Origin of the sequence: Psychrobacter sp. AT9 (assembly GCF_047272965.1) — a bacterium.
GTDB classification, from domain to species: Bacteria; Pseudomonadota; Gammaproteobacteria; order Pseudomonadales; family Moraxellaceae; genus Psychrobacter; species Psychrobacter glaciei.
Genome location: NZ_JBKOTW010000001.1, coordinates 1,515,525 through 1,538,336, shown reverse-complemented (window position 1 = coordinate 1,538,336; position 22,812 = coordinate 1,515,525). Strand labels below are relative to the sequence as shown.

At 43.6% G+C, this 22,812-nt stretch carries 19 protein-coding genes; 12 read left to right on the top strand and 7 right to left on the bottom strand.

Annotated elements, in window-relative coordinates; all coding sequences use genetic code 11:
- The first annotated feature begins 57 nt into the window (after positions 1 to 57).
- The 4 genes from ACMFL8_RS06540 to ACMFL8_RS06525 all read left to right on the top strand — a co-directional run bounded on the left by ACMFL8_RS06540 (position 58) and on the right by ACMFL8_RS06525 (position 3,399).
- A complete protein-coding gene (locus tag ACMFL8_RS06540) occupies positions 58 to 702 on the top strand; it encodes an ATP-binding cassette domain-containing protein (protein WP_413190441.1) in 645 nt (214 codons plus the stop codon).
- A 49-nt stretch (positions 703 to 751) separates the two neighbouring features.
- Positions 752 to 1,393 carry a CDP-alcohol phosphatidyltransferase family protein gene (locus ACMFL8_RS06535; RefSeq protein WP_189585181.1) on the top strand — a complete coding sequence of 214 codons (642 nt, stop codon included), beginning with the start codon at positions 752 to 754 and terminating at the stop codon, positions 1,391 to 1,393.
- 24 nt (positions 1,394 to 1,417) lie between these two features.
- Positions 1,418 to 2,224: a sterol desaturase family protein gene (locus ACMFL8_RS06530; protein ID WP_413190440.1), complete on the top strand. Its 807-nt coding sequence runs from the start codon at positions 1,418 to 1,420 to the stop codon at positions 2,222 to 2,224.
- A gap of 521 nt (positions 2,225 to 2,745) precedes the next feature.
- Positions 2,746 to 3,399: a DsbA family oxidoreductase gene (locus ACMFL8_RS06525; RefSeq protein ID WP_413190439.1), complete on the top strand. Its 654-nt coding sequence runs from the start codon at positions 2,746 to 2,748 to the stop codon at positions 3,397 to 3,399.
- 174 nt (positions 3,400 to 3,573) lie between these two features.
- Here the strand turns inward: ACMFL8_RS06525 and ACMFL8_RS06520 are convergent, their stop codons facing one another.
- On the bottom strand, positions 3,574 to 4,182 hold the full coding sequence (locus tag ACMFL8_RS06520) for a TetR/AcrR family transcriptional regulator (protein ID WP_194619714.1): 609 nt from the start codon (positions 4,180 to 4,182) through the stop codon (positions 3,574 to 3,576).
- A 279-nt stretch (positions 4,183 to 4,461) separates the two neighbouring features.
- Between ACMFL8_RS06520 and ACMFL8_RS06515 the strand changes: the two genes are divergently transcribed.
- Positions 4,462 to 4,995, top strand: coding sequence for a peroxiredoxin-like family protein (locus tag ACMFL8_RS06515; RefSeq protein ID WP_010197534.1), 534 nt, complete (start codon positions 4,462 to 4,464; stop codon positions 4,993 to 4,995).
- Between the two features lie 187 nt (positions 4,996 to 5,182).
- Here ACMFL8_RS06515 and ppc read toward each other — a convergent pair whose 3' ends face one another.
- The 5 genes from ppc to hppD form a co-directional block, all read right to left on the bottom strand.
- The gene (gene ppc, locus ACMFL8_RS06510) at positions 5,183 to 7,963 is read right to left on the bottom strand and encodes a phosphoenolpyruvate carboxylase (protein WP_413190438.1); all 2,781 of its coding nucleotides are present in this window, start codon (positions 7,961 to 7,963) and stop codon (positions 5,183 to 5,185) included.
- A gap of 573 nt (positions 7,964 to 8,536) precedes the next feature.
- Positions 8,537 to 9,925, bottom strand: a complete 1,389-nt coding sequence (locus ACMFL8_RS06505; RefSeq protein ID WP_413190437.1) for a Na+/H+ antiporter NhaC family protein — start codon at positions 9,923 to 9,925, stop codon at positions 8,537 to 8,539.
- Between the two features lie 92 nt (positions 9,926 to 10,017).
- A complete protein-coding gene (locus ACMFL8_RS06500) occupies positions 10,018 to 10,359 on the bottom strand; it encodes a 4a-hydroxytetrahydrobiopterin dehydratase (RefSeq protein WP_413190436.1) in 342 nt (113 codons plus the stop codon).
- Positions 10,360 to 10,640: 281 nt separating this feature from the next.
- Positions 10,641 to 11,603: a phenylalanine 4-monooxygenase gene (gene phhA, locus ACMFL8_RS06495; protein WP_413190435.1), complete on the bottom strand. Its 963-nt coding sequence runs from the start codon at positions 11,601 to 11,603 to the stop codon at positions 10,641 to 10,643.
- Between the two features lie 173 nt (positions 11,604 to 11,776).
- Positions 11,777 to 12,877, bottom strand: coding sequence for a 4-hydroxyphenylpyruvate dioxygenase (hppD, locus tag ACMFL8_RS06490; RefSeq protein WP_189585156.1), 1,101 nt, complete (start codon positions 12,875 to 12,877; stop codon positions 11,777 to 11,779).
- Positions 12,878 to 13,047: 170 nt separating this feature from the next.
- Between hppD and ACMFL8_RS06485 the strand changes: the two genes are divergently transcribed.
- The 5 genes from ACMFL8_RS06485 to ACMFL8_RS06465 all read left to right on the top strand — a co-directional run bounded on the left by ACMFL8_RS06485 (position 13,048) and on the right by ACMFL8_RS06465 (position 18,796).
- Positions 13,048 to 13,977 carry a LysR family transcriptional regulator gene (locus ACMFL8_RS06485; RefSeq protein WP_240216024.1) on the top strand — a complete coding sequence of 310 codons (930 nt, stop codon included), beginning with the start codon at positions 13,048 to 13,050 and terminating at the stop codon, positions 13,975 to 13,977.
- 259 nt (positions 13,978 to 14,236) lie between these two features.
- A complete protein-coding gene (locus ACMFL8_RS06480; protein ID WP_413190434.1) occupies positions 14,237 to 15,433 on the top strand; it encodes an aromatic amino acid transaminase in 1,197 nt (398 codons plus the stop codon).
- A gap of 273 nt (positions 15,434 to 15,706) precedes the next feature.
- Positions 15,707 to 17,008, top strand: a complete 1,302-nt coding sequence (gene fahA / locus ACMFL8_RS06475; RefSeq protein ID WP_413190433.1) for a fumarylacetoacetase — start codon at positions 15,707 to 15,709, stop codon at positions 17,006 to 17,008.
- A 124-nt stretch (positions 17,009 to 17,132) separates the two neighbouring features.
- Positions 17,133 to 17,708, top strand: coding sequence for a VOC family protein (locus ACMFL8_RS06470; RefSeq protein ID WP_010197491.1), 576 nt, complete (start codon positions 17,133 to 17,135; stop codon positions 17,706 to 17,708).
- A gap of 35 nt (positions 17,709 to 17,743) precedes the next feature.
- A complete protein-coding gene (locus ACMFL8_RS06465; RefSeq protein ID WP_413190432.1) occupies positions 17,744 to 18,796 on the top strand; it encodes a TRAP transporter substrate-binding protein in 1,053 nt (350 codons plus the stop codon).
- A 79-nt stretch (positions 18,797 to 18,875) separates the two neighbouring features.
- Here the strand turns inward: ACMFL8_RS06465 and ACMFL8_RS06460 are convergent, their stop codons facing one another.
- Complete coding sequence (locus ACMFL8_RS06460) at positions 18,876 to 19,730, bottom strand: IclR family transcriptional regulator (RefSeq protein ID WP_413190431.1); 855 nt, start codon at positions 19,728 to 19,730, stop codon at positions 18,876 to 18,878.
- Positions 19,731 to 19,860: 130 nt separating this feature from the next.
- Here ACMFL8_RS06460 and maiA point away from each other — a divergent pair, with 130 nt between their 5' ends.
- Positions 19,861 to 20,508 carry a maleylacetoacetate isomerase gene (gene maiA, locus ACMFL8_RS06455; protein ID WP_413191378.1) on the top strand — a complete coding sequence of 216 codons (648 nt, stop codon included), beginning with the start codon at positions 19,861 to 19,863 and terminating at the stop codon, positions 20,506 to 20,508.
- A 773-nt stretch (positions 20,509 to 21,281) separates the two neighbouring features.
- Positions 21,282 to 22,787, top strand: coding sequence for a DUF4331 domain-containing protein (locus ACMFL8_RS06450; RefSeq protein ID WP_413190430.1), 1,506 nt, complete (start codon positions 21,282 to 21,284; stop codon positions 22,785 to 22,787).
- Positions 22,788 to 22,812: the final 25 nt, after the last annotated feature.

The window sequence follows — 22,812 nt, the reverse complement described above, 5'->3', positions numbered from 1 at the left end:
GAAAAACGCTGGTTTTGAACAACAACTTACTATAAAAATGCAGATAAAGGGTTCTTGATGCCATCATCTTTACAGATAAAAAACTTACAATTATATCGAAAAGACGCGCTATTACTGAGCTTAGATGAGCAGATTGCAGGCGGTGAGATACTCACTATTATGGGCCCATCTGGCAGTGGTAAATCAAGCTTATTAAATTGGCTGACAGGCACATTACCACACGGCTTTACCGCGACTGGTGACGTCTGGCTAAATGACAAAAACGTAAGCCATCTACCGACGCACTTACGTCATATCGGCGTGCTTTACCAAGATGCTCTGCTATTTTCGCATTTATCGGTCGCAGGTAATATTGCCTTTGCGATGCCCAAAGACAATAAGCAGCGTAATAAAGGACAGCGTCTTGAGAAAATAGAACACGCCCTTGAGCAAGTGGGTTTAGCAGGTATGAGCAATCGCCATCCTGACAATCTGTCTGGCGGTCAGCAAGCACGTGTTGCCCTACTACGCACTCTATTGAGTGAGCCAAAAGCCATCCTACTCGATGAACCTTTTAGTAAGCTCGACACCCAGCTTAGAGCCGAGACCCAACAGTTAGTATTCAATCAAATCCGTACCCGCAAACTTCCGGCCATCATGGTCACCCATGATCATAGTGATGCTGAAGCAGCAGAAGGTAAAGTCATTAACCTTAGTTATTAATCTTAGTTATTAACTTTAGTTTTTAGCGGTAACATAAAAAGGTGATTGCATGCTAGATAAGTTTATTACACCCGTCATCAAGCCCATATTAACGCCCATAGTCATCATGTTACATAAGCGCGGCGTTACTGCTGATCAATTGACAGTGGTCGGTTTTATTATCGGCATGCTAGCTTTACCATTACTGGCTAATCAGCTCTGGTTTGGCGCACTTATCGCTATTGCTCTGAATCGTATTTTTGATGGCTTAGATGGCGCACTCGCACGTCATGCCAATCAAAGCTCAAGCGCAGGAGGCTACTTAGATATTACCCTCGACTTTTTATTTTATGCTGCCGTACCGCTTGGCTTTATCTTGGCAAATCCTGAACAAAACGCTATTGCAGGGGCATTATTACTCGCCGCCTTTATTGGTACTGGCTCTAGCTTTTTAGCGTTTGCCATTGCTGCTGAAAAATTTGCATTAGACAAGCCGCAATTTAAATACAAAAGCTTTTATTATTTGAATGGTCTCACAGAAGGCACTGAAACCATCGCATTGTTTGTCGCCTTTTGTATTTGGCCACAGCAGTTTGTCTTACTGGCCAGTATTTTTGCGGCTGCCTGCGCTGTTACTATTTTTACCCGTATATATGGCGGTTACCAGACCCTCAAACGTTTAGAAGCAGACAGCCATTCAAACAGCATATAAACAGAATAAGTAAAGAGGTAGCCAATGACGAATGAGATATGGTGGCGACTGGGTTTCTTTTTCAGCATATTAATGATCATGATGCTGATTGAATGGCGCATGCCAGCACGTAAAGCCTCGATCAAAAGTAACAAGCGCTGGTTGGCTAACTTTGGCTTGGTGCTAGCATCATCAATTGTGGCGCGTTTGGCCGTACCAATAGGTCTAACGGCGGTTGCGCTGTATAATCAGCAGCACGGAATTGGCTTGTTCAATATGCTCGATTTATCCATTTTAGTGTCTATCGTATTGAGCTTGCTCGTGCTCGACATCATTATTTATTGGCAGCATCGATTGTTCCACCGAGTGCCTATTCTATGGCGCTTGCACAAAGTTCATCACGCTGATGCTCACGTAGATACCAGCACAGGGCTCAGGTTTCATCCTATTGAAATTGTCTTAAGTATATTGGTCAAACTCGTCTTCGTCAGTGCGCTGGGTGTGCCTGCCGTAGCCATATTGATATTTGAAATCGCCTTAAATGGCTTGGCGATGTTTAATCATGCCAATATTCGTCTGCCGCCTGCCATTGAAAAGCCTGCGCGTTTAATATTAATGACACAAATTTTACATCGTATCCATCATAGCCAACGCGTGTCTGAAACCAATTCAAACTATGGGTTTAGCGTGATTTGGTGGGATAAGATCTTCGGTAGCTACAAGAGCGACGCTCAGAAGCCGGATAATGAGCTCGATATTGGGCTAAAAGAATATCCATCACCCAAACAAAACGCCTCGCTATGGGGATTGTTAGCGATGCCATTCAGAGGTAAATCACTTAAAAGTAAATGATTTACTTTATCAATCGTTAGTGATCGTGGTAACGTCAATGACGAGGCAATACAAGCAGTCTTTAATACCGTATTTATCAGACGTCAAATTTTAGAAGCGGTCTTCGTTGCCGCTCAAAAAGTCACGGGAAATACACCAACTATTTGGCTAACATGCCAATAGATAGTATCTTTCAAACATATGCATGGCACAAAGCTGGTTAGGGTCTGTTGAACATTCAAATATTAGGACTGCTGATCGCTAAAATCGCACCAAACATTTTATCAAATCAGGCGTAAACTGACGATAATGTCGAGACCTTAGCTAGGTTTGCAACAACGTTTGGGGTGATTTTAGCATCAGCCCCAAGTATACAAGTAGGGGCAGAGCTATTTTTTGCCAATACATGGCGAAATTGTCTAACCTAGCATGACTAGGCGTCAAAAACTTCACTGCGTATTGTCTAAAAAATAGCCACTGCCAGTGCCACATTTGAATACTCAACAGACCCTAATTAAAAACTAAAAAGATAAGGAATCACTATGAATAACTCAGAAAAACCATTACGAATAGATATCGTATCCGACGTGGTTTGCCCTTGGTGTGTCATCGGTTATCGACAATTGGCTGAAGCACTCAAGCAAACGAACACCGCCCATGAAATTCATTGGCATCCGTTTGATCTGAACCCTGACACCCCACCTGAAGGCCAGAACTTGCGTGAGCATATCGCTAAAAAGTATGGATCAAGTAAAGAAGAGTCTGATGCTAGCCGCGCAATGATGACTAAGGCTGGTGCAGAAGTGGGTTTTGAGTTTAACTTCACCGAAGAAACTCGCACTTATAATACCTTTGATTTACATCAGTTATTGCATTGGGCTAATCAACAAGGTCGAATGCATGATTTAAAGCAAGCCCTGTTTGCCGCTCACTTTACTAACGCTAGAAATATCGCTGACACAGAAGTGCTTGCAGATATTGCAGCGGAGATTGGCTTAGATCGTAGCGAAGCCTTAGCGGTGCTAACAGATCAACGCTTTGCTGAAGAGATACGTCAATCCCAGCAGCAGTGGCGTCAGCAAGGCATTCAAAGCGTACCCTCTGTTATTTTTAATCAAAAGCATTTGGTGAGTGGCGCACAAGGTGTTGAGAATTTCAAAAACATCTTGCAGCAATTAGCAGAACTGCCAGAGTAATTGGTATTTCTCGTTAGGGCTACAGTCTTTTTTAAAGCGCAGCTACTAGGGCGTGTCCTCATTTAAAATAAAAGGGCTACTTGAAGTTTCAAACTTCGAGTAGCCCTTTTTAGGTTTTATCCATTTATAAAATGAATGGACAATGCTGATTGATTTTTAGCCTAGCAACCATACTCAGCTAGCAAAAGAGTCATTGCGCATCTCTTCTATAGAAGATGCCATGTCTTCCGCCAGCGCATGCACCGCAGCACTATCGACATCACGCTGAGCAAAGGCACGTAGTCCCATGACTTCTGCCTGCAAACGACGTCCTAGCCTAACCGCATCAAGCTCACTATCAATCTCACCCAGCCGCTGCGCTTCAACGAAACATTCCGTAAAGCGTGTCTCCAAGCCAGCCAGTAATTTTTCGACTTTATCTAATGCTGACTGCTCTCGAGCCCCAAGCTCCAGTAAGCTTTTGACCAACATACAGGCCCGACTTGGTATTTTTTGGTCGCGGATACCACCCAGTTGACGCATATAAGCCGCCAAACCTAATAAAGGTGACTCATGGCTAGCTAGTACGCGTTCAAGCTCCATCAGTGCGGCATGGGCGTAATGCTCTAGCGCTTCTTGAAACAGTCCATTCTTATTACCGAATGCAGCATAGATACTACCCGGGCGCATATCGAGGACTTGTTCGATATCTTTTAGAGAGGTGGCATGAAAGCCCTTTTGCCAGAACAGCTGTATAGCGCGTTCTAAGGCTTCTTGACGATTATATAGCGTGGTACGTGACATAATATTTTCCAATTTCTCAAAGCCATGACTCCTATATGAAGTCAGTATGGCTATATCGTATCGTTTGAGTAATTATTCAATTTTAACTTGAATGATTGCTCAAGTCCAGTTAAAGTAAGGTCAACTAGCCTCCAATGGAGTGTTAGGTGGGGTTTATGTAAAGCTCGTTCATAAACACTAAACAAATCATAATTGACTGACTATAAGAAGCTTGATTTAATAATCGAATCTTTTAGCTTTCGTTATTCACATTATTATAAAAACTCAAAGGATAAAAATATGCAATCAAATGACTCTCAAAAACTTCGCGCCGGTTCTCAATTCCCTGATCTACAAGTACAAATGCGAGATGGTGAAATGCAATCGTTGGGTAAGCCTGAAAATGGTCACGATTGGAAATTAGTGGTTGTTTATCGAGGCAAGCACTGCCCGATTTGTACTAAATATCTTAACCAGTTAGAAACGGTCAAAACGTCATTTGCCGACGCTGGTGTCGATATCATTGCCGTATCAGCTGATAGTAAGCAGCAGTTAGAAACCCATCTAGAAGAATTAGACATCAACTTCCCAATCGCTTACGGTTTGACAGTTGAGCAGATGAACACGCTAGGGCTTTATATCTCTGATCCACGCTCAGAAAAAGAGACCGATCATCCTTTTGCAGAGCCTGGTGTATTCGTTATCAATGCCAAAGGAGACATCCATATCATTGACATCTCTAACGCGCCTTTTGCGCGCCCTGAGCTTGAATCGCTTGCCAGTGGGTTGTCTTATATTCGAGGAAACGACTACCCGATTCGCGGCACGCATTAATAGCCATAAAAATACCACGGCTACTACTAGGGCATATTCTCATTTTAAAATAAGGACACGCCCTAAACGCGATAGCAGAAAAAGATAATATCTTAAAACATCAAAAGCCCCTCAAACTTTATAGTTTGAGGGGCTTTTTACATAGATCAATGCAACAGACCCTAAACTTAATCAATGCTTAGCAGCGCTAACCGGTATTGCGTAAGCCCGCTGCCAGTGCATTGATACTACGGATTAATGGGTCTTCTACGTTGATATCATCATGATCAGCATATTCCATCGTATCTTGTTGTCTGGCACGCTCTAACAGCTCAATCTGTATATAGTTAATAGGGTCTAGATAAGCGTCTCGCCATTGCAGGGATGCCGCAAGGTTTTGTTGATTGGATAACAAAGAGTCTTGCTCAAGCAAGGAGTTTAAGCCTGAATTGGTCAGCGTGTATTCATCGGTGACTGCTGTCATGATTTTTTGGCGTAATGGCTCATCGTCACACAATTGGCTATAGGCCTGTGCAATATTCATATTGGCTTTGGTAAAAGCCATTTCGATATTACTGATAAATACGCTAAAAAACGGCCAGTGTTTATTCATCTCTTTCATTAGTGCTTCGTCAGCTTTGACACTATGCAGCGCACTACCTACACCATACCAAGCAGGTAAAGTGAAGCGTGCTAATGACCAACCGAACACCCAAGGAATGGCTCGCAAAGTCGTCTTACTTGGTAGACCTTTTTTACGATGGGCTGGGCGTGAGCCAATATTTAATAAAGAGATTTCTTGTACTGGGGTTACCTGCGAGTAGAATTTATAAAACCCTTCAGTATGATCGGTCAGCTCGCGATAACGTTGCTCGCCCGCGTCTGCTAAGCGTGCAAACAAGTCTTCATAATTTGGCAGCTCAGTGGGTTGCACCACGAACCTTGAGGAGCAGGCTTTGAGTGTGCCCGTGATTGCCATGGTCAGCTCAAATACTGCAGTATCGGTATTAGCATACTTAGCGTAGAGAACTTCACCTTGCTCAGTCACTTTAATCTGACCATGCAGTGTGCCCGCTGGTTGCGCAGCAATGGCTTTGTGCGTTGACCCACCACCCCGGCTCACTGAACCACCACGACCATGGAACAAGCGGGTTTTGATGCCATACTTTTCAGCAATGCTATTAATGGTTTGCTGTGCGCTATAAAGCTGCCACGCAGAGGTAATAATACCGCCATCTTTCGAGGAGTCTGAATAACCCAACATGATTTCTTGAGTGTTATCTGAGTGTTGCAGCAACCCGCGATACAGTGGATTGTCTAACACGGCAGGTAAGATTTTATCGATATTCTTAAGATCTTCAATGGTTTCAAACAACGGTGCCACTGGTAAGTCAGCAGACAATTGACCTTCATCATCGAGCCTGCATAGGCCTGCAAACCGCATTAATAGCAATACTTCTAATAGCTGACTGGCGTTGTTGGTCATCGAAATTACATAACTGCCAAAGGTGTCAGCGCCAACAAGTTTTCGTAACATTGCTACTGAATTCATCAGTGACAACTGCTCACGTGTTTTGTCTGTCAGGTTATCAGTATAGATGAGCGGCGTGCCGGGTTTTTCTAGTAAGCGTGTCAGCCACTCTTGACGTTCGGTTTCGCTTAGCGCTTGATAATCTGGTAGGTTGGAGGCACTGGCAAAAATATCAGCAATAACCTCGCTATGGTACGAGGACTCTTGACGGATATCGAGCGCTGCTAAATGAAAGCCACAGGTTTTGACCAAACGAATCATATCGAGCAATAACCCGTCTGCATGTGCCGTATCGTGTGTATTCACGCTATGACGGATGATGCGCAAGTCTTCTAGTAACTCTTCTGGATTGCGATACGCATCCTTTTCAGCCTCAATATCAGTGCCTTTGCTCTGAATGCGGCGATTGGTGGCTTTGACTTTAGTAAGGATGACAGAGAGCAGTCGACGATAAGGCTCATTGCCATAGTCATCGAGATTGTAATCAAACACACGCTGATCAAGCTCACCGTAACTGGTGATTTTGGCATATACGTCAGGTGAAACGGTGACAGTCGTATCACTATGGATGAGCTGGCGACGCAGTTTTTTTAGTAGCACTTGGTAGTGACGCAACACGGTATCCGCATGCATTAAGACGGCAAGCTCTGTGGTCTCAAAAGTCACAAAAGGATTGCCATCTCTATCGCCGCCAATCCACGAACCAAAGCTCATAAATGCAGGTAACGGATAGTCTGTCAGCTCCGGATAGATATCAACAATGGCTTTTTTGATATTACGATATACTTTTGGGATGGCATTGAACAAGCTGGCATTAAAGTAGTGTAAGCCGTTATTTATTTCGTCATATACCAATGGCTTACGCGTCCGCACTTCATCAGATGACCATAACAAGTCAATCGTTTGCGCCGTTTGCTCTTTGGCTTGCTCGTAAGCAAAACTGTTTTCGGTCAAATTGTTTAAGGCATCGCTATGCGTGAATAGACTTTGTAAGATGTTCATCGTGGTACGGCGACGAGCTTCGGTAGGATGCGCGGTGAATACAGGCGTAAACTTTAGCTGATCAATCAGCTCTTGCATTTGAGCAGGCTCAATATTACGCTCACGACACTCAAGCAACGTACGACGAAACGAGCCTTCCCAGCTTTGCTCAGACTGTATGCGCTGCGCGTGACGTTGCTCTCGCAAGTAGTTTTCTTCGCTTAAATTGGCTAAGAAAAAATAGATAGAAAAGCCGCGTATGACGTTTTTTAAGGTTTGATTGTCCAAAGAAGCAATGAAGTCAATGAGCTGCTGTTTATGTGCCTCATTCGGCTCACGACGCTGCTGAATAAAGCCTTTACGCAGCGTCTCAATCGTATCTAGCGTCTGCTCACCAGATTGGCGAGAAATGGCATCGCCAAGCAATGAACCCAACAAGCTGGTGCGTTTACGTAGTACGTTATTATCTAGTGTCATCTTCAACCTTCTTATTAAATGAGTGAGTACCAATGAATGAGTAACATAGTAAATTTATGATTTTAGTTGCTTGACCTATGGCTGTTTATTGATATAAACAATCCACTTTTATTATTTTAGCTGCCCAAGCAATTTACCACATTAACCATAGCAAAACTATCGAACCTCGATAACATAACCAAGCTCTAGAATTGCAGACTCACACTAGGGCGTGTCCTCATAGACGAAAAATATAAAATATGACAAGAAGTTAACTCAATATAAGATCAAAAAACCCTGCATCCCTTTGTATGCATATTGCTGTCACTAACACAGCGATTTTATGAGTTATTCATCATTGCACTCAAACACGATGTATAGTCAAAATACCCCAGAAACGCTACGATACTGCTGATATATCGATATTACTTTTCACTGACTATACCAGCCCAAAACTTAAAAAAGCCTCGTGTGCTTTGCACTACGAGGCTATATTTGAGGCGTGTCATCAATGATATTATGATGTAATGTCGAGATAGTCATAAGCAGTCAGCTCATAAAAATAGAACCTAACATCATTATCTTTTTCTCGATTTAGTGCTTCTCTATTCGACTGATAGTCACCCCTGTAAAGCCAAATAATATCGTCAACAGTAGCGACAAATAACAGAAGAAGGCATAAGGCAGATAATCAAGCACGGGCACGCCTAACGCTTGGCTGATAAACACACCGCACACACTCCAAGGCACTAGCGGATTAATAACCGTACCGGCATCTTCAATCGTACGAGACAGATTCTTAGGATGTAAATTCAGACGCTCGAACGTCGGACGAAAGGCAGTACCAGATAATAAAATACTCAAATACTGCTCACCAATTAGTACGTTGATGCTTAGAGCAGACATGGCAGCGGCAAATATGGCGCGTCCTGATGTGGTTAATGTGTCTTTGATCCCTAACAGCAGTGCTGGCAAAATACCCAAGGCCGTTAGTAGTCCACCAAGACTGAGTGCCAATATCACAATCGCTTGGGTAAAGAACATACTCTGCACACCGCCGCGCGATAGCATGCCTCCTACTTCACCCAGCTCTAATGATTCAGCGGGCGCATACCCTGCAAATAGATAACCACCTAATTGTCCAAAGCTCGGTGAGCTGTGCAAATAAGTAATAATCAGTGCCGCAATAATGGTACAGATAATCGTATAGATAGCATTGACGCGAAAGATAGCCAATCCAACCAGCACGACAAAAGGCAATATCGCATAGCCTTGTACCAGTCCACTTTCAATCAACTGCCCTTGCAAGATAGTCACTTGACTCAAATCAGAGCCAGCAGTCTGACCTGAGAAAAACCAAAAAATGATGACCGTCAGTATCCACGCTGGTACCGTGGTGTACATCATATTGCGAATATGCTCAAACAAATCAATACCCACCACCGATGAAGCGATGGTACAGGTGTCCGATAATGGCGACATTTTATCACCGAAAAACGCGCCTGAAACCACAGCACCCGCTGCAATCGCCACGTTGGCATCAAACGCATTACTCATCCCAATAAAAGCCACGCCCAATGTCGCGGCAGTGGTCAAACTACTGCCCAAAGCAATACCGATAATAGAAGTCAGCACAAAGGCAGAGATATAGTAATACTCAGGTGAAATCAGCTGAAAGCCAAAATACATCAGCGTTGGAATGGCACCAGACATCATCAAGGCGGCGACCATTAAACCGATAAAGAAAAACAGATAAATGGCACCGATACCACGCATGACACCTGATGCCATTTGCGACTGCATATCATCAAAGCTTAATCCTTTGAACAGACCTATGCCCAGCAAGACACAGATAGCGAGAATCAATGATAAATGTGGTACCCAGCCAAAGCCAATCATGGTGACACCCATGATGGCGATGACAATGGCAGAAATCATAAAAGCAAGTTGAGGCGAAATTTGGGTTAATATTTTTGGCGGCATCACACGTCCTTAGCTTGCCAGCTATATCTGGCATAGAGGTTGGCTTTGAGTGTGGCAAGTTTAATGAGTTGCAATGCTTATTGCTACCCTCATCACTTACCAAATAGGCTATCGGTCTTTGCAGCCATAACAAAGTCATTGCGATGCAACCCTTTAATACTATGCGACCACCACGTCACGGTGGCTTTGCCCCACTCTACCAAGATGCCAGGATGATGCCCTTCTGCTTCAGCGATGTCTGCCAATTGATTGGCAAACGCCATCGCCTTGACGAAGTTTTTAAATTTATATTGGCGTTGCAATTGTTTGATGCCATCAACGTCAATCAATGACCAATCTGGAATTTGCTGTAATAGCTCGCTTGCCTCAGCAGCCTCAACTGTTGGTGCACCAATACGGCAGGCTTCGCAGCTGGCTTGTGATAATGTCGTCATTATAATTTCCTTTTATGTTGATCGTTGTTTTTTTAGTAAATATACGTCCGTGTTGACGCTGTTCTTATTGCTGCATAATTCAAATAATGCTGTGCTTCCCAACCATGAATTAGGGCGTGTCTTCATTTCAAAAATGGTGATAAAAATGAGATAAATTGCCGTCAAACAAGAAAAATAGTGCAGATAATATCGGGATATTAACCAGCTATTTGACGATGTTTGGCAAGATTTAGCCATTTTTAGCCCATTCAGATGACTATCGAGTGAATTGAAGACACGTCCTAAGCGTTTTTTGTCGCATAAGCTGGCTCAAACAATCCCAGTGACATGGCTTGTTTGACCACTCCCATGATGTCGCTATTGACGATATCGAATAACGTATCCAAATCATCAATGACATAATAAATCGGCTGAATATGATCGATACGATAAGGAGTACGAAGTACATCAAGCAAGTCAAACGCTCGGTGCTCTGGTTGAGGCTGGGGTTTATGTTGAGACTGATGTTCTGCTTGCTGCTCATAACTAGCATTGAGTGCATAAATGGTTTCAGATGGTGAGCTTAAGATGCCACCGCCATAGATTCGACGGTTATCTTGGTTTTTTCCCACCAAACCAAACTCGATGGTAAACCAATAAAGCCGTGCCAAAAACCATCTTTCTTCTTTACTGGCATTCAGACCTAGCTTGCCATAAGTCTCATTAAAAGTTGCAAATGCAGGGTGTGTCAGTAGCGGACAATGTCCAACGATTTCGTGGAAAATATCAGGCTCTTCGATATAATCCATATCATCAAATCGACGGATAAAAGTTGCAACGGGAAAGGATTTATTGGCAAGCAATTTGAAAAACTTGCCAAAGCTTATTAACGCAGGAACAGCAGCAGTTTGCCAACCAGTAGTCGCTTGCAATACCTCATCGATATCATGCAACTGTGGAATACGGGTGGCGGGCAAATCCAGCTTTTTCAAACCGTCTAGATAAGCTGGGCAGGCACGATTGGGTATTTGTTCGGCTTGCCGCTCAAGTAACGATTGCCACATGCCATTTTCATCGTCACTATAGTGAATATGACCATGACTGTCTGGCTGATGCGACACATAAGGTTGTTTTTTCGGAGTAGAATCACTCTTTTTATTCGTAGAGTCATCGTGGCTAGCAGCATCATTGTTTGGTGTTTTAGAAGCGACACTATTGGCACCGATGGTAGTATTAAGAGAATCTATATGTGATAGGCGTTCCATGCCTGTATTCCTTTTATTACAGTTAGCGCTTTAAATGTTGTCAGTCGCTTTCAATTATGATTGAACCATCACATTGGCTTCACGACATTACAAAGTGCAGAGCTCATTATGGGCAAGACAAATTACTTTCATCCTGCCCGTTTTTTTATGAGCTTTTCTAAATGTAGCGTAAATTATGGCGTTTCAGTCTGTGGCTGACCAACCGCGCCGCGCCGCACTTGGTCACGCTCGATAGATTCAAACAAGGCTTTGAAGTTACCTTCGCCAAAACCATCTTCGTAATCGCCTTTACGTTGGATGAATTCAAAAAACACTGGGCTACCCAAGATAGTTTCAGAGAAAATCTGTAACAGCAGACGTGGGACAGAACCCTCAGTCGTGCCATCGAGCAGGATACCGCGCATCTGTAGCTCAGATACAGTTTCGCCATGACCCGGTAGACGCTCGCCCAGCATTTGGTAATAAGTATCATTTGGTGCGGTCATTAGTGGAATGCCAGCCGCTTTTAGCTTATCGATACTGGCAAACAAGTCATCGCTAGCCAAAGCGATATGCTGAATACCTTCACCGTTAAAGTGCATCAAATACTCTTCGATCTGACCACCGCCCTGCTTGGCTTCTTCATTTAGCGGGATACGGATTTTGCCATCAGGTGCCGTCATGGCTTTACTGGTCAAACCCGTATATTCACCTTTGATGTCAAAAAATCGAATTTCTCGGAAGTTAAAGACACGCTCATAAAAGTTTGCCCAATAAGCCATGCGACCACGGTAAACGTTATGGGTTAAATGATCGATGACTTTAAAGCCATGTCCGATAGGGTTTCTGTCTACATCAGCAAAAAATTCAAAATCGACGTCATAGATAGATTCACCATCTTTATAACGGTCGATGAGATATATCAATGAACCGCCAATACCTTTGATAGCAGGAAGGCGCAGCTCCATTACACCCGTTGGCACGTCTACTGGCTGTGCGCCCATCTCGATGGCACGCTCGTAGGCTTTTTTGGAGTCTTGTACCCGAAAACCCATGCTACAAGCGCCCGCGCCATGCTCTTCTACAAAGTAACTGGCTTGGCTTTTTGGCTCACGATTCAGGATAAGATTAATGTCACCTTGACGGTATAGCGCAACGTCCTTTGAGCGATGATTGGCCACGTGTGCAAAGCCAAGCTGTTTAAATAATGCCTCGACAGCATCTGGTTTAGGTGATGCGAATTCAACAAAATCAAACCCATTTAAGCCCATTGGATTTTCAAATAAATCTGCCATTGTAATCATCCTTAATTTCAATTGGTGGTCTAAAAATCATAAAAACAATACGAGAAAGCAATATGAGAAAATACTCTCAATCAATAATTCTTATTGACGATGCATTTATATTAGATTAGGTTTATTTATAAGACTAATTGTTTTTTATGATTTATTTATCAGGTTTACTTATGAATATCAGCATTCGCCAACTCACCGCTTTCATCCAAGTCGCTGACAACGGTAGCTTTACTCGTGCCAGCGATCAGATGCATTTGACCCAATCTGCCGTTAGTGGATTGATTAAAGAATTAGAATCTGGCCTCGGTATTGTGTTATTTGACCGTACTACCCGTCAGCTGTCTTTGTCGGTAGTTGGACGGCATTTGTTGCCGCAAGCACGGCGTATTTTGAATGAGATGCAGCTTTTCGAAAATGAGGCGAGTAGTTTGACCAGCTTGGCGCAAGGTCAAGTACGACTGGCCGTTTCGCAGTTCGCAGCCTCATCCATGCCAGCAGTTATCGCTCAGTTTTCCAAACAACACCCCGAGATTGGCGTGTCGTTATTGGACTGTTCAGCAGAAAACTTACTTAGACATATTCAAGACATCGAAGTCGATTTGGGTGTCGGTACTGAGCTTGGCTTTATGGAGAGTGATGACGATGTCAACGCTGATTTGTTATATCAGCTGCCATTTTGTGTGGTGATGCCTGACAGCCATGCGCTGGCACAAAAACGTGAGATAACGTGGCAGGATTTACTAGACATTCCGCTCATCACACTGCAAGGTCCTTTCATTGAACAAGTGACAGCGGAACTGGACGATCAGATCGCCAGCCATATCCAGCAGGCACGATATAAGGTCAATTTTATGTCTACCGCCCTTGAGATGACCCGTCAAGGATTTGGCATTACGCTTTGCCTGCCCTACATGCCTGAGGTTATCGATTGGGTCAGTGCCAACGGCTTGCAAATGCGACCTTTGTCTCAGCCTGTTAAGATGCGACAGTTCTTTATTTATCAACGCTCCTCACGTGCGCTATCCCCTGCCACTATTGCTTTCAAGAAATTTTTACAAACGTATTTTAACGATCACTTTGATGGTTTGCACAATCCTTAATTTGCATAATATTTAGTTTGCACGGTACTTGATTTTTATAGCACTTAATTTTCATAGTACGTAAGCCAAGTTTATTCAATCCTTGACGCAAACCATAAATATAGTTAAAAAATAAATAGGGCATGTTGGTGTTTTTTAAGCGTTTTATAGATTATTTGGCTTGTCGTCAGTCAATGTGACTAAATCTTACGTTGAGTTAATTATCCATTTGATTTATGCTTTTTGGCTTCGCGACTCATATTTTTTGTAAGGATACAGAATGTTTAGAAGTGTAGAATATTATGCTGGTGACCCTATCCTAGGGCTTATGGACAAGTTTTCTGCTGATCCCAATCCCAATAAAGTCAATTTGGGCATCGGTATCTATTACGATGAAGAAGGGGTACTGCCCGTACTGGACTGTGTAAAAACAGCCGAAGAACGCATCGCAGATCCTATCTCTGCGCGTCCATATCTACCAATGGCAGGATTGCCTGGTCATCGTAGCGCTTGCCAAGACTTACTGTTTGGTAAAAACGCTCAAGTGCTAACTGATGGTCGTGTAGCTACGATAGCGACCCTCGGTGGCTCAGGTGCGTTAAAAGTTGGCGCTGAGTTTATTCATCAATGGTTCCCGCAGTCGAAGTGCTATGTCAGCGACCCGACATGGAGCAACCATATCGCCATTTTTGAAGGCTGCGATGTAGAAGTTGGCACTTATCCCTACTACGATAAAGCCAGCAGCAGCATCAAATTCGATGAGATGATCGGTTTTTTTGAAACTTTGAATAAGCAAGATATCGTGTTGTTGCACCCTTGCTGCCATAATCCAACAGGCATGGATTTGACCAAAGCGCAATGGGATAAAGTCTTAGAGGTGATAAAACAGCGTGAGCTGATTCCCTTTATGGACATTGCCTACCAAGGGTTTGGCGAGGATATGGACAGTGATGCTTATGCTATCCGTAAAGCGGTTGATATGGATCTCATATTATTCGTGAGCAATTCCTACTCGAAAAACTTGTCTCTGTATGGAGAGCGTGTCGGCGGTCTGTCCGTCGTTTGCCCTACCGTAGAGGAAACCGAACGCGTCTTTGGTCAGTTAAATTTCATCGTTCGCCGTATTTATACCAGTCCCCCATCGCATGGCGGACGTGTGGTCGATATCGTCATGAATGATGACGCACTATACCAGCAGTGGGTTAGTGAGGTTTATGGCATGCGCGACCGTATAAAAGCCATGCGCTTAAAGCTCAAGTCGGTATTAGAGTCTAAACTTCCTGAGCGTAGTTTTGATTATATTACTCGTCAAAACGGTATGTTTAGCTTTACCGGATTGACAGTTGAGCAAATCGAGCAATTACAAACCGAATTTGGTATCTACATGGTATCTAACTCACGTATGTGTGTGGCAGGCTTAAATGTCAACAACATTGATTACGTGGCCAATGCCATGGTAAAGGTTTTAAAAGACTGATTAAATCACACGGCTAAAAATTTGGTTTGATAAAAAGGCTGAGCACTTGCTCAGCCTTTTTTTGTGTTCCATTTTGGTCTAATTAGTAAAAATAATACTACAGTCAGTGAAAAGTAATATCGATACATCACGCACTGCTGATATCAATTTTATAGCAGGTATAACGCCAAGCCATTGCACAAAAAACTTGCAATCCACATATCAATAAATTACATTATACGTAAGTAGTTAATTATAACGTAATCATAAATTTATATTAGCAAGGAGCAAATCATGTCAACGATTGACGCAAGCCTCACCTCATTTATCGATATCGCCGCTGATTCTGACTTTTCAATCCACAATCTCCCCTACGGTATTTTTAGCGATACCAAAGACGCTGCTGGTAATAACAAGCGCCGCGCTGGTGTTGCCATCGGTGAGCATGTACTGGATTTGTCCGTACTGGAGACAGAAGGGTTATTGAGCTTAGATGGTGGACCATACTTTGATCAATCTACGCTAAACGCTTTTATTGATTCTGGTCGAGACAATTGGACGCAGGCACGTACCACCATTCAAACGTTACTGTCTAGCGACAATAGCGACTTGCGTGACAATGCAGACTTGCAAAAAAAGGCGCTGTTTAAGCAAGCAGATGTCACCATGCATTTACCTGTTCGAGTGCCCGGCTTTACCGATTTTTATTCTTCTAAAGAGCACGCGACCAACGTCGGTACCATGTTCCGCGATCCAAACAACGCCCTACTACCCAACTGGACTGAAATGCCTGTTGGCTATAACGGACGCGCCAGCACCGTCATCGTTAGCGGGACGGATATCGTACGTCCATCAGGCCAGCTAAAGCCCAACCCTGATGACCGTCCTATTTTTTCTGCCTGTAAGCGTTTAGATTTTGAGTTAGAGACTGCATTTGTCGTTGGTAAAGGCAATAATATCGGTCAACCAATCGCAGTAGATGAGGCCTCTGATCATATCTTTGGCATGGTGCTGCTCAACGACTGGTCAGCCCGAGATATCCAAAAGTGGGAATACGTACCTTTAGGGCCATTCAATGCTAAGACGTTTGCTTCTGAGGTTTCCCCTTGGATTGTCACCATGGATGCACTGGCCCCGTTCAAAACAGCTTGCCCAACACAAGAACCTAAGCCACTTGCTTATTTAAATGAAAAAGTGAGCGATAACAGCTTTGATATCCATCTATCGGTTGAATTACTGCCTGAAAATGCGGAGACGGCTACTGTTCTTTGTGAGACCAATTTTAAATATATGTACTGGTCAATGGCACAGCAATTGACACACCACACTATCACTGGCTGCAAAGTCGAAGTCGGCGACATGATGGGCTCAGGTACGATTTCAGGGCCAACGCCAGACTCTTATGGCTCGATGCTAGAGATTGCTTGGAATGCGACTAAACCTGTCACGCTTGATGGTGGCGAGACGCGCAGCTTCATCGAAGATGGCGACACCGTCATTATGAAAGGCTATAGCGAAAAAGACGGCATTCGTGTTGGATTTGGTGAAGTACGCGGCAAAGTACTACCCGCGCTTAGCTTTGATTTTGATAAATAATAACCGCATATAAAAAAGGCGTAAAAGTAGATGTAAACTGTCAGACAACAATGATGTACCGTCTATAAGTACTGACAGTTTGTCTATTAATATGAAATTTACGCCCTATCAAAAGGAGTTTGATATGAGCTTTCAAATTGAGAAAATCCATCATGTGGCTTATCGCTGCAAAGATGCCAAAGAAACCGTCGAATGGTATCAAAAGCATTTGAATATGGATTTTATTTTGGCATTCGCAGAAGATCACGTACCTTCAACCAAAGCCTTTGATCCATACATGCATGTCTTCTTAAATGCTGGCAGTGGCAATGTTTTGGCCTTCTTTGAAGTACCCAACCAACCTGAAATGGGCTTTGATCCAAATACCCCGAATTGGGTGCAACACTTGGCGCTAAAGGTCAAAGACCGTAATGAGCTATTGATTGCCAAAGAGCATTTGGAACAAGGCGGCATTGATGTCATTGGCGTAACCAATCACGGTATATTCCATTCTATTTACTTCTTTGATCCTAATGGTCATCGTCTAGAGCTGACCTATGACGATCCAACCTCAGAAGACAAGGTTTCTATGATTACAGACGCCATCAAGCAAGATATGCTAGATGAGTGGTCTCGTACCAAACGCGCGCCAGCACATACGCAGTTTTTGCACAGTGAAGAGTTGGCCGAAGCGCGTGAAGTCGCCCCTGTCGGTGAGTAGCAAACCATATCTCACCATCATGAAAGGATTCGATGATGAAAGTAAGAACCCCTCTAGGAATACTCTTGGCTGCCTCGCTTGCGATGACTGGTTGCTCCAATAACGATCAAGCGGGCAACGCATCTACAGATGCTGGTGACGTGACGACGTTACGATTCTCGCACTTTATGACTGCCACTGACAACATAAACACCGAAGCATTAGAGCCGTGGGCGAAGAAAATTGAAGCAGATTCAAAAGGCCGCTTAAAGGTTGAGATATACCCTTCTGCGACGCTCAGCAAACCAGGTGCTACTTATGACGCTACGGCGAAAGGCAGTGTAGATATTGGTATGCAAGCGCAAGGATATACAGCAGGACGATTCCCTTTGACTCAAATTGTAGAGTTGCCAGGCATCACAAATACTGCACAGCAGCAGAGCTGTATACTTCATAAACTATATGACGAGGGTGTGATTAAAGACGAATACGAAGACACTCACTTGCTAGCGCTGATAGGCACTGGACAAGGCGCGCTTCATACCGTTGACAAGCCGATTCGCACACCAGCTGATATGAAAGGTCTACGTATTCGCCAACCTTCTGCGGTTGCGAGCCACATTATCGAAGCGACTGGAGCTGCACCTGTCGGCATGCCTGCCAGTGATACTTATACCTCGCTTCAGCGCGGTGTCATTGACGGGCTCAGCTTTACTTGGCAACCTATTCAAGCGTTTCGCCTTGATGAGCTGATCAACACGCACACCAATATTCCTTTTTATAACTCCACCTTTGTCATCAGTATGAATAAAGAGAAATATAACAGTTTGCCTGATGACCTCAAAAAAGTGATTGATGATAATTCAGGCGCAGCGCTGGCAGCGCATATCTCTAAGGTATTTGACGTAAGCAATGCCAAAGCGATGGCCGCTGCCAAAGCAAAAGGCGATATCATGATTGATATCCCTGATCCACTCAATGACCCAGATTGGAGAGGCCCATTAATGGAAGGCTCTCAACATTACCTTGATGAAGTGAATGCCACTGGTCTAGACGCTGACAACGTATACGAAAAAGCAAAAGCGGCCAGTAGTGCCTGTATGGTTTAGAGGATGAATATCATTAGATGATGTTCGAAAATAAATCTTTTGATGCGATAGCCAGTTAGCTTATAGAATCACATACTGGCTACGCTATTTGATAACGCTGTGCTATCGCCAGTATTTGCTCAACCACGTTATGTTGCTCACTCATCGGTAACTGCTCTGTGGTTCCAATAATAGTGATGGCATATTCTAACGGTAGCGCTTCGTTAACAGTTTCATCACTACTCGTAGATGGTTTAGCAGCACTACTGGCAAGCTGCGGTAAGATAACAGGAATCGTAATGGCATTAATGCCCATGAGCATATCGCCCGTCACTGTTGCATAGCCTTGAGTACGAATTTTGGCTTGCAAGTGACTGAAATTCTGCCATTTTTCTGTAATTATTGCTTCATTGTCTGTCTGCCATTCAGCTGTGACCAATGGCTGAATGACGGCATCAGGTTGATAACTGGCAAATAACTGCCCTGTCGCCGATGTCGTCAGTGGCATACGTGAACCGATGCGAGTAATGATACTGATTGGACTGTCTGGCTCAACCGACTGAATGATAATAGGGCCTTCACTAAACCATTTGGCGATTTGTACCCCGCAATTTAAGGCGTCTTTAATCTCATTAGCAACCTGCGTGAGACGCGCCAAAAGATTGTTTTGGTTGACTCCAGTATGTCCTAATGATGCCAATGCATTGACTCTATCGCCAAGACCATAGCGACCATCATCGAGCTTACGAGCATAGTCTTTACGAATGAGGCTGACTAAATAGCGATGACACTTCGCCGGATGCATTTGCATGGCTTCAGCGATATCCTTTAGCATCATAGGCTCATTGCGGTCGATCAGCACATCTAGAATCGATAGCCCAATCTCAAGCGACTGGACGCCACTTTGGTTTTTACTAGTGACAGAACTATCTAAAAGGGTTTTGGCTACTGGCATGATTTGCTCAATGAATAATTTACTTAGTTAAATGTCAATTTAAAGTCGGGATGAAGATTTAACATCATCACGCTTGTTTTAAGGCGTGTTGAACATTCACAACATATCATAATAAAAGGAATTAATAATGATGACACTTTATGGCTACTTTCGCAGTAGCACCTCTTACCGTACCCGTATCGCCATGAATCTAAAAGGCTTGGATTACGATGATATCACGATCAATCTGGCTCAGGATGAACAGTTAGAGACTGCCTTTAAAGCGATTAACCCGCAAGGATTGGTGCCAGTCCTACAAGTTAATGACTTACTATTATACCAAAGTCCAGCTATCTTGGAGTGGTTAGAAGACGTCTATCCTGAGTACGCGCTGTTGCCTAAAGATGCGGCTGGACGTATGCATGTGCGCGCGTTGAGTGCCATGATTGGTTGCGACATTCATCCGCTTAACAATCGCCGTATCTTACAATATTTACGTAATGAGTTATCAGTAGACGAGGAAAATGTCATTGCATGGTGCAATCGCTGGATTAGCGAAGGATTTGCCGCTTTAGAAACACGTTTGGCAGCGGATAGTCATCGCGGACAATTCTGCTATGGTGACAATCCTACTTTTGCAGATTGTTATTTGATTCCGCAAGTTTCTTCCGCTCGCCGTTTTAAAGTAGATTTGAGCGCTTATCCCAACATCGTCGCTATTGATGCCCACTGCCGCACGCTAAAAGCCTTTGCAGATGCCGACCCTATGATGCAACCCGATGCCCCTAAGCCTCAATAAATCACGAACCCGTTATTGAAAGGATAAGCACGTTGCAAAATAGGTTCTATAGGGTCTGTTGAACATTCAAATATTAGGACTGCTGATGCTAAAATCGCCCCAAACTAGGCGTAAACCGACGATAATGTCGAGACCTTAGCTAGGTTTGCAACAACGTTTGGGGCAATTTTAGCATCAGACTTTCAGGGTAGGACTATTTTTTGCCAATACATGGCGAAATTGTCTACCCTAGAATGACTAGGCGTCAAAAATTTCACTGCGTATTGGCAAAAAATAGCCACTGCCAGTTCCACATTTGAATGTTCAACAGACCCTAATCGATTCAATGTAAAAAAAACACAGCTTAAAAACAACATAGCATTGCTGGGATTGATTTTCGAAGCCTCTGTCTGCGCAGGCACAGCAAGCAAGGAAAATTGATATCAGCAGTGCATGATGTATTGATATTACTTTTCACTGACTACACCCTCTTGTTTTATTTTAATAGACCCTATTGATTTTGAACTGATTATAGGCGATAGTTACTGACTTTAGTACAACTGCTTTGATATTGTTTTCAAAGCAGTTTTTTGTAAAAAACCGACGACTGGTATGATAAAACCGATAAAAGTTCTAATAATATCAGCTAATTCAGTGTATAGTTTAAATGAACTTGGTAAGGACACTATTTAATTTAATTAATCAAACTTTAGAATTTAATTGAATTCATCAAAGTTCATATGCTATAAAATTTTCACAGCCTCTATCACTTAAGTTTTTCTACAAGGATCCGTATGAAACACACCACAAAGGCTCTAATAGCCGCCATGACTCTATGCGTTAGCGCAAGCGCTGTCGCCTCTAGTCACCGTGAAGCCCCTTCAATTACCAAAACCCCTAAAGTCGATGCCACTGACTTTTATATGTTTAATAGTTATGAAAATAATCGAGCCGATTATGTCACGATTATTGCCAACTATTTACCGCTACAAGACGCTTACGGTGGACCTAATTACTTCGCATTAGACGACGATGCCTTGTATGAAATCCATATCGATAACAACGGCGATGCGGTCGAAGATATTACCTTCCAGTTCGACTTTACCCAAAACTTAAACAGTATCGAAATCGACTCAGATGGCAACCCATCGACAGAAAAGGTCGCCATTCCTTTGTCTAACGCTGGTGATGCCTCAGTTGCTACTAACGTACAAACCAGTGAGAGCTATGACGTCACGATGGTCAAAGGCGATCGCCGTAGTGGCTCACGCACTGATTTGGGCAATTTCAAAAAACCATTTGACTATATCGGTACCAAATCGTTTGCTGACTACCCTACCTATGCACGCAGCTTTATTAAACCGTTAAACTTGGGTAGCTGTGGTACTGGTAAAGTATTCGTTGGTCAACGTGCTGAGAGCTTTGCAATCGACTTGGGCAGAGTGTTTGATTTAATCAACCTAAACCCATTAGGTGCACGTAATGGTGGTACTAACATCCTGGCAGATAAAAACATTACCTCTATCGCCATGGAAGTCCCTAAAGCTTGCTTAGTCAACGCGACTGGTAACGATCCTGTCATCGGTGCTTGGACAACGGCTAGCGTGCGTCAAGCGACCTTGGTAAATGGCAATCCTGCTTCAGGCATCAGTACAACGGCCAAAAAAGGCGGTGCATGGACGCAAGTGTCACGACTAGGTATGCCATTGGTCAATGAAGTGGTTATTGGACTTAAAGATAAAGATAAATTCAATGCGTCAGAGCCAAAAGACGATTTAGCGAAATTTGCTCCCTACGTCCAGTACCCCACGCTTCCAGCATTGATTGAAACTTTGTATGGAGATGCGGGTGCAGTAGCGCCAACGAACTTCCCTCGTCAAGATTTAATCACTGCCTTTTTAACGGGTGTTCCTACTATCAACAAACCTGCTAATCCAAAACAAGTGCCGGCAGATATGTTACGACTTAACACTAGCACGCCTGCTGTTGCAGCTGCCAATCAAAACGATTTGGGTGTGATTAGTATTATTCCAGGTCAGAACGATGGTCGCCCAAGTGCTAATGCTAAAGATGTGGCAGGTTTTCCAAACGGTAGACGTCCTGGTGATGATGTCACTGACATTGCGTTGAGAGTGTCTATGGGTGCTTTATGTCATGCTGGATTGCCTGCAGACGTCACTTGTGTGCCTGAGGATGCTAAAGCCGGTAAAGGTCTATTCACTGATGGTGCGCTAAAACCTGCGACCGAATTTGACTCTGTCTTTCCTTATCTAACCACCCCAACCCCAGGTAGCCGATAAGCTGAATCTAACCCAAGGAGAAATA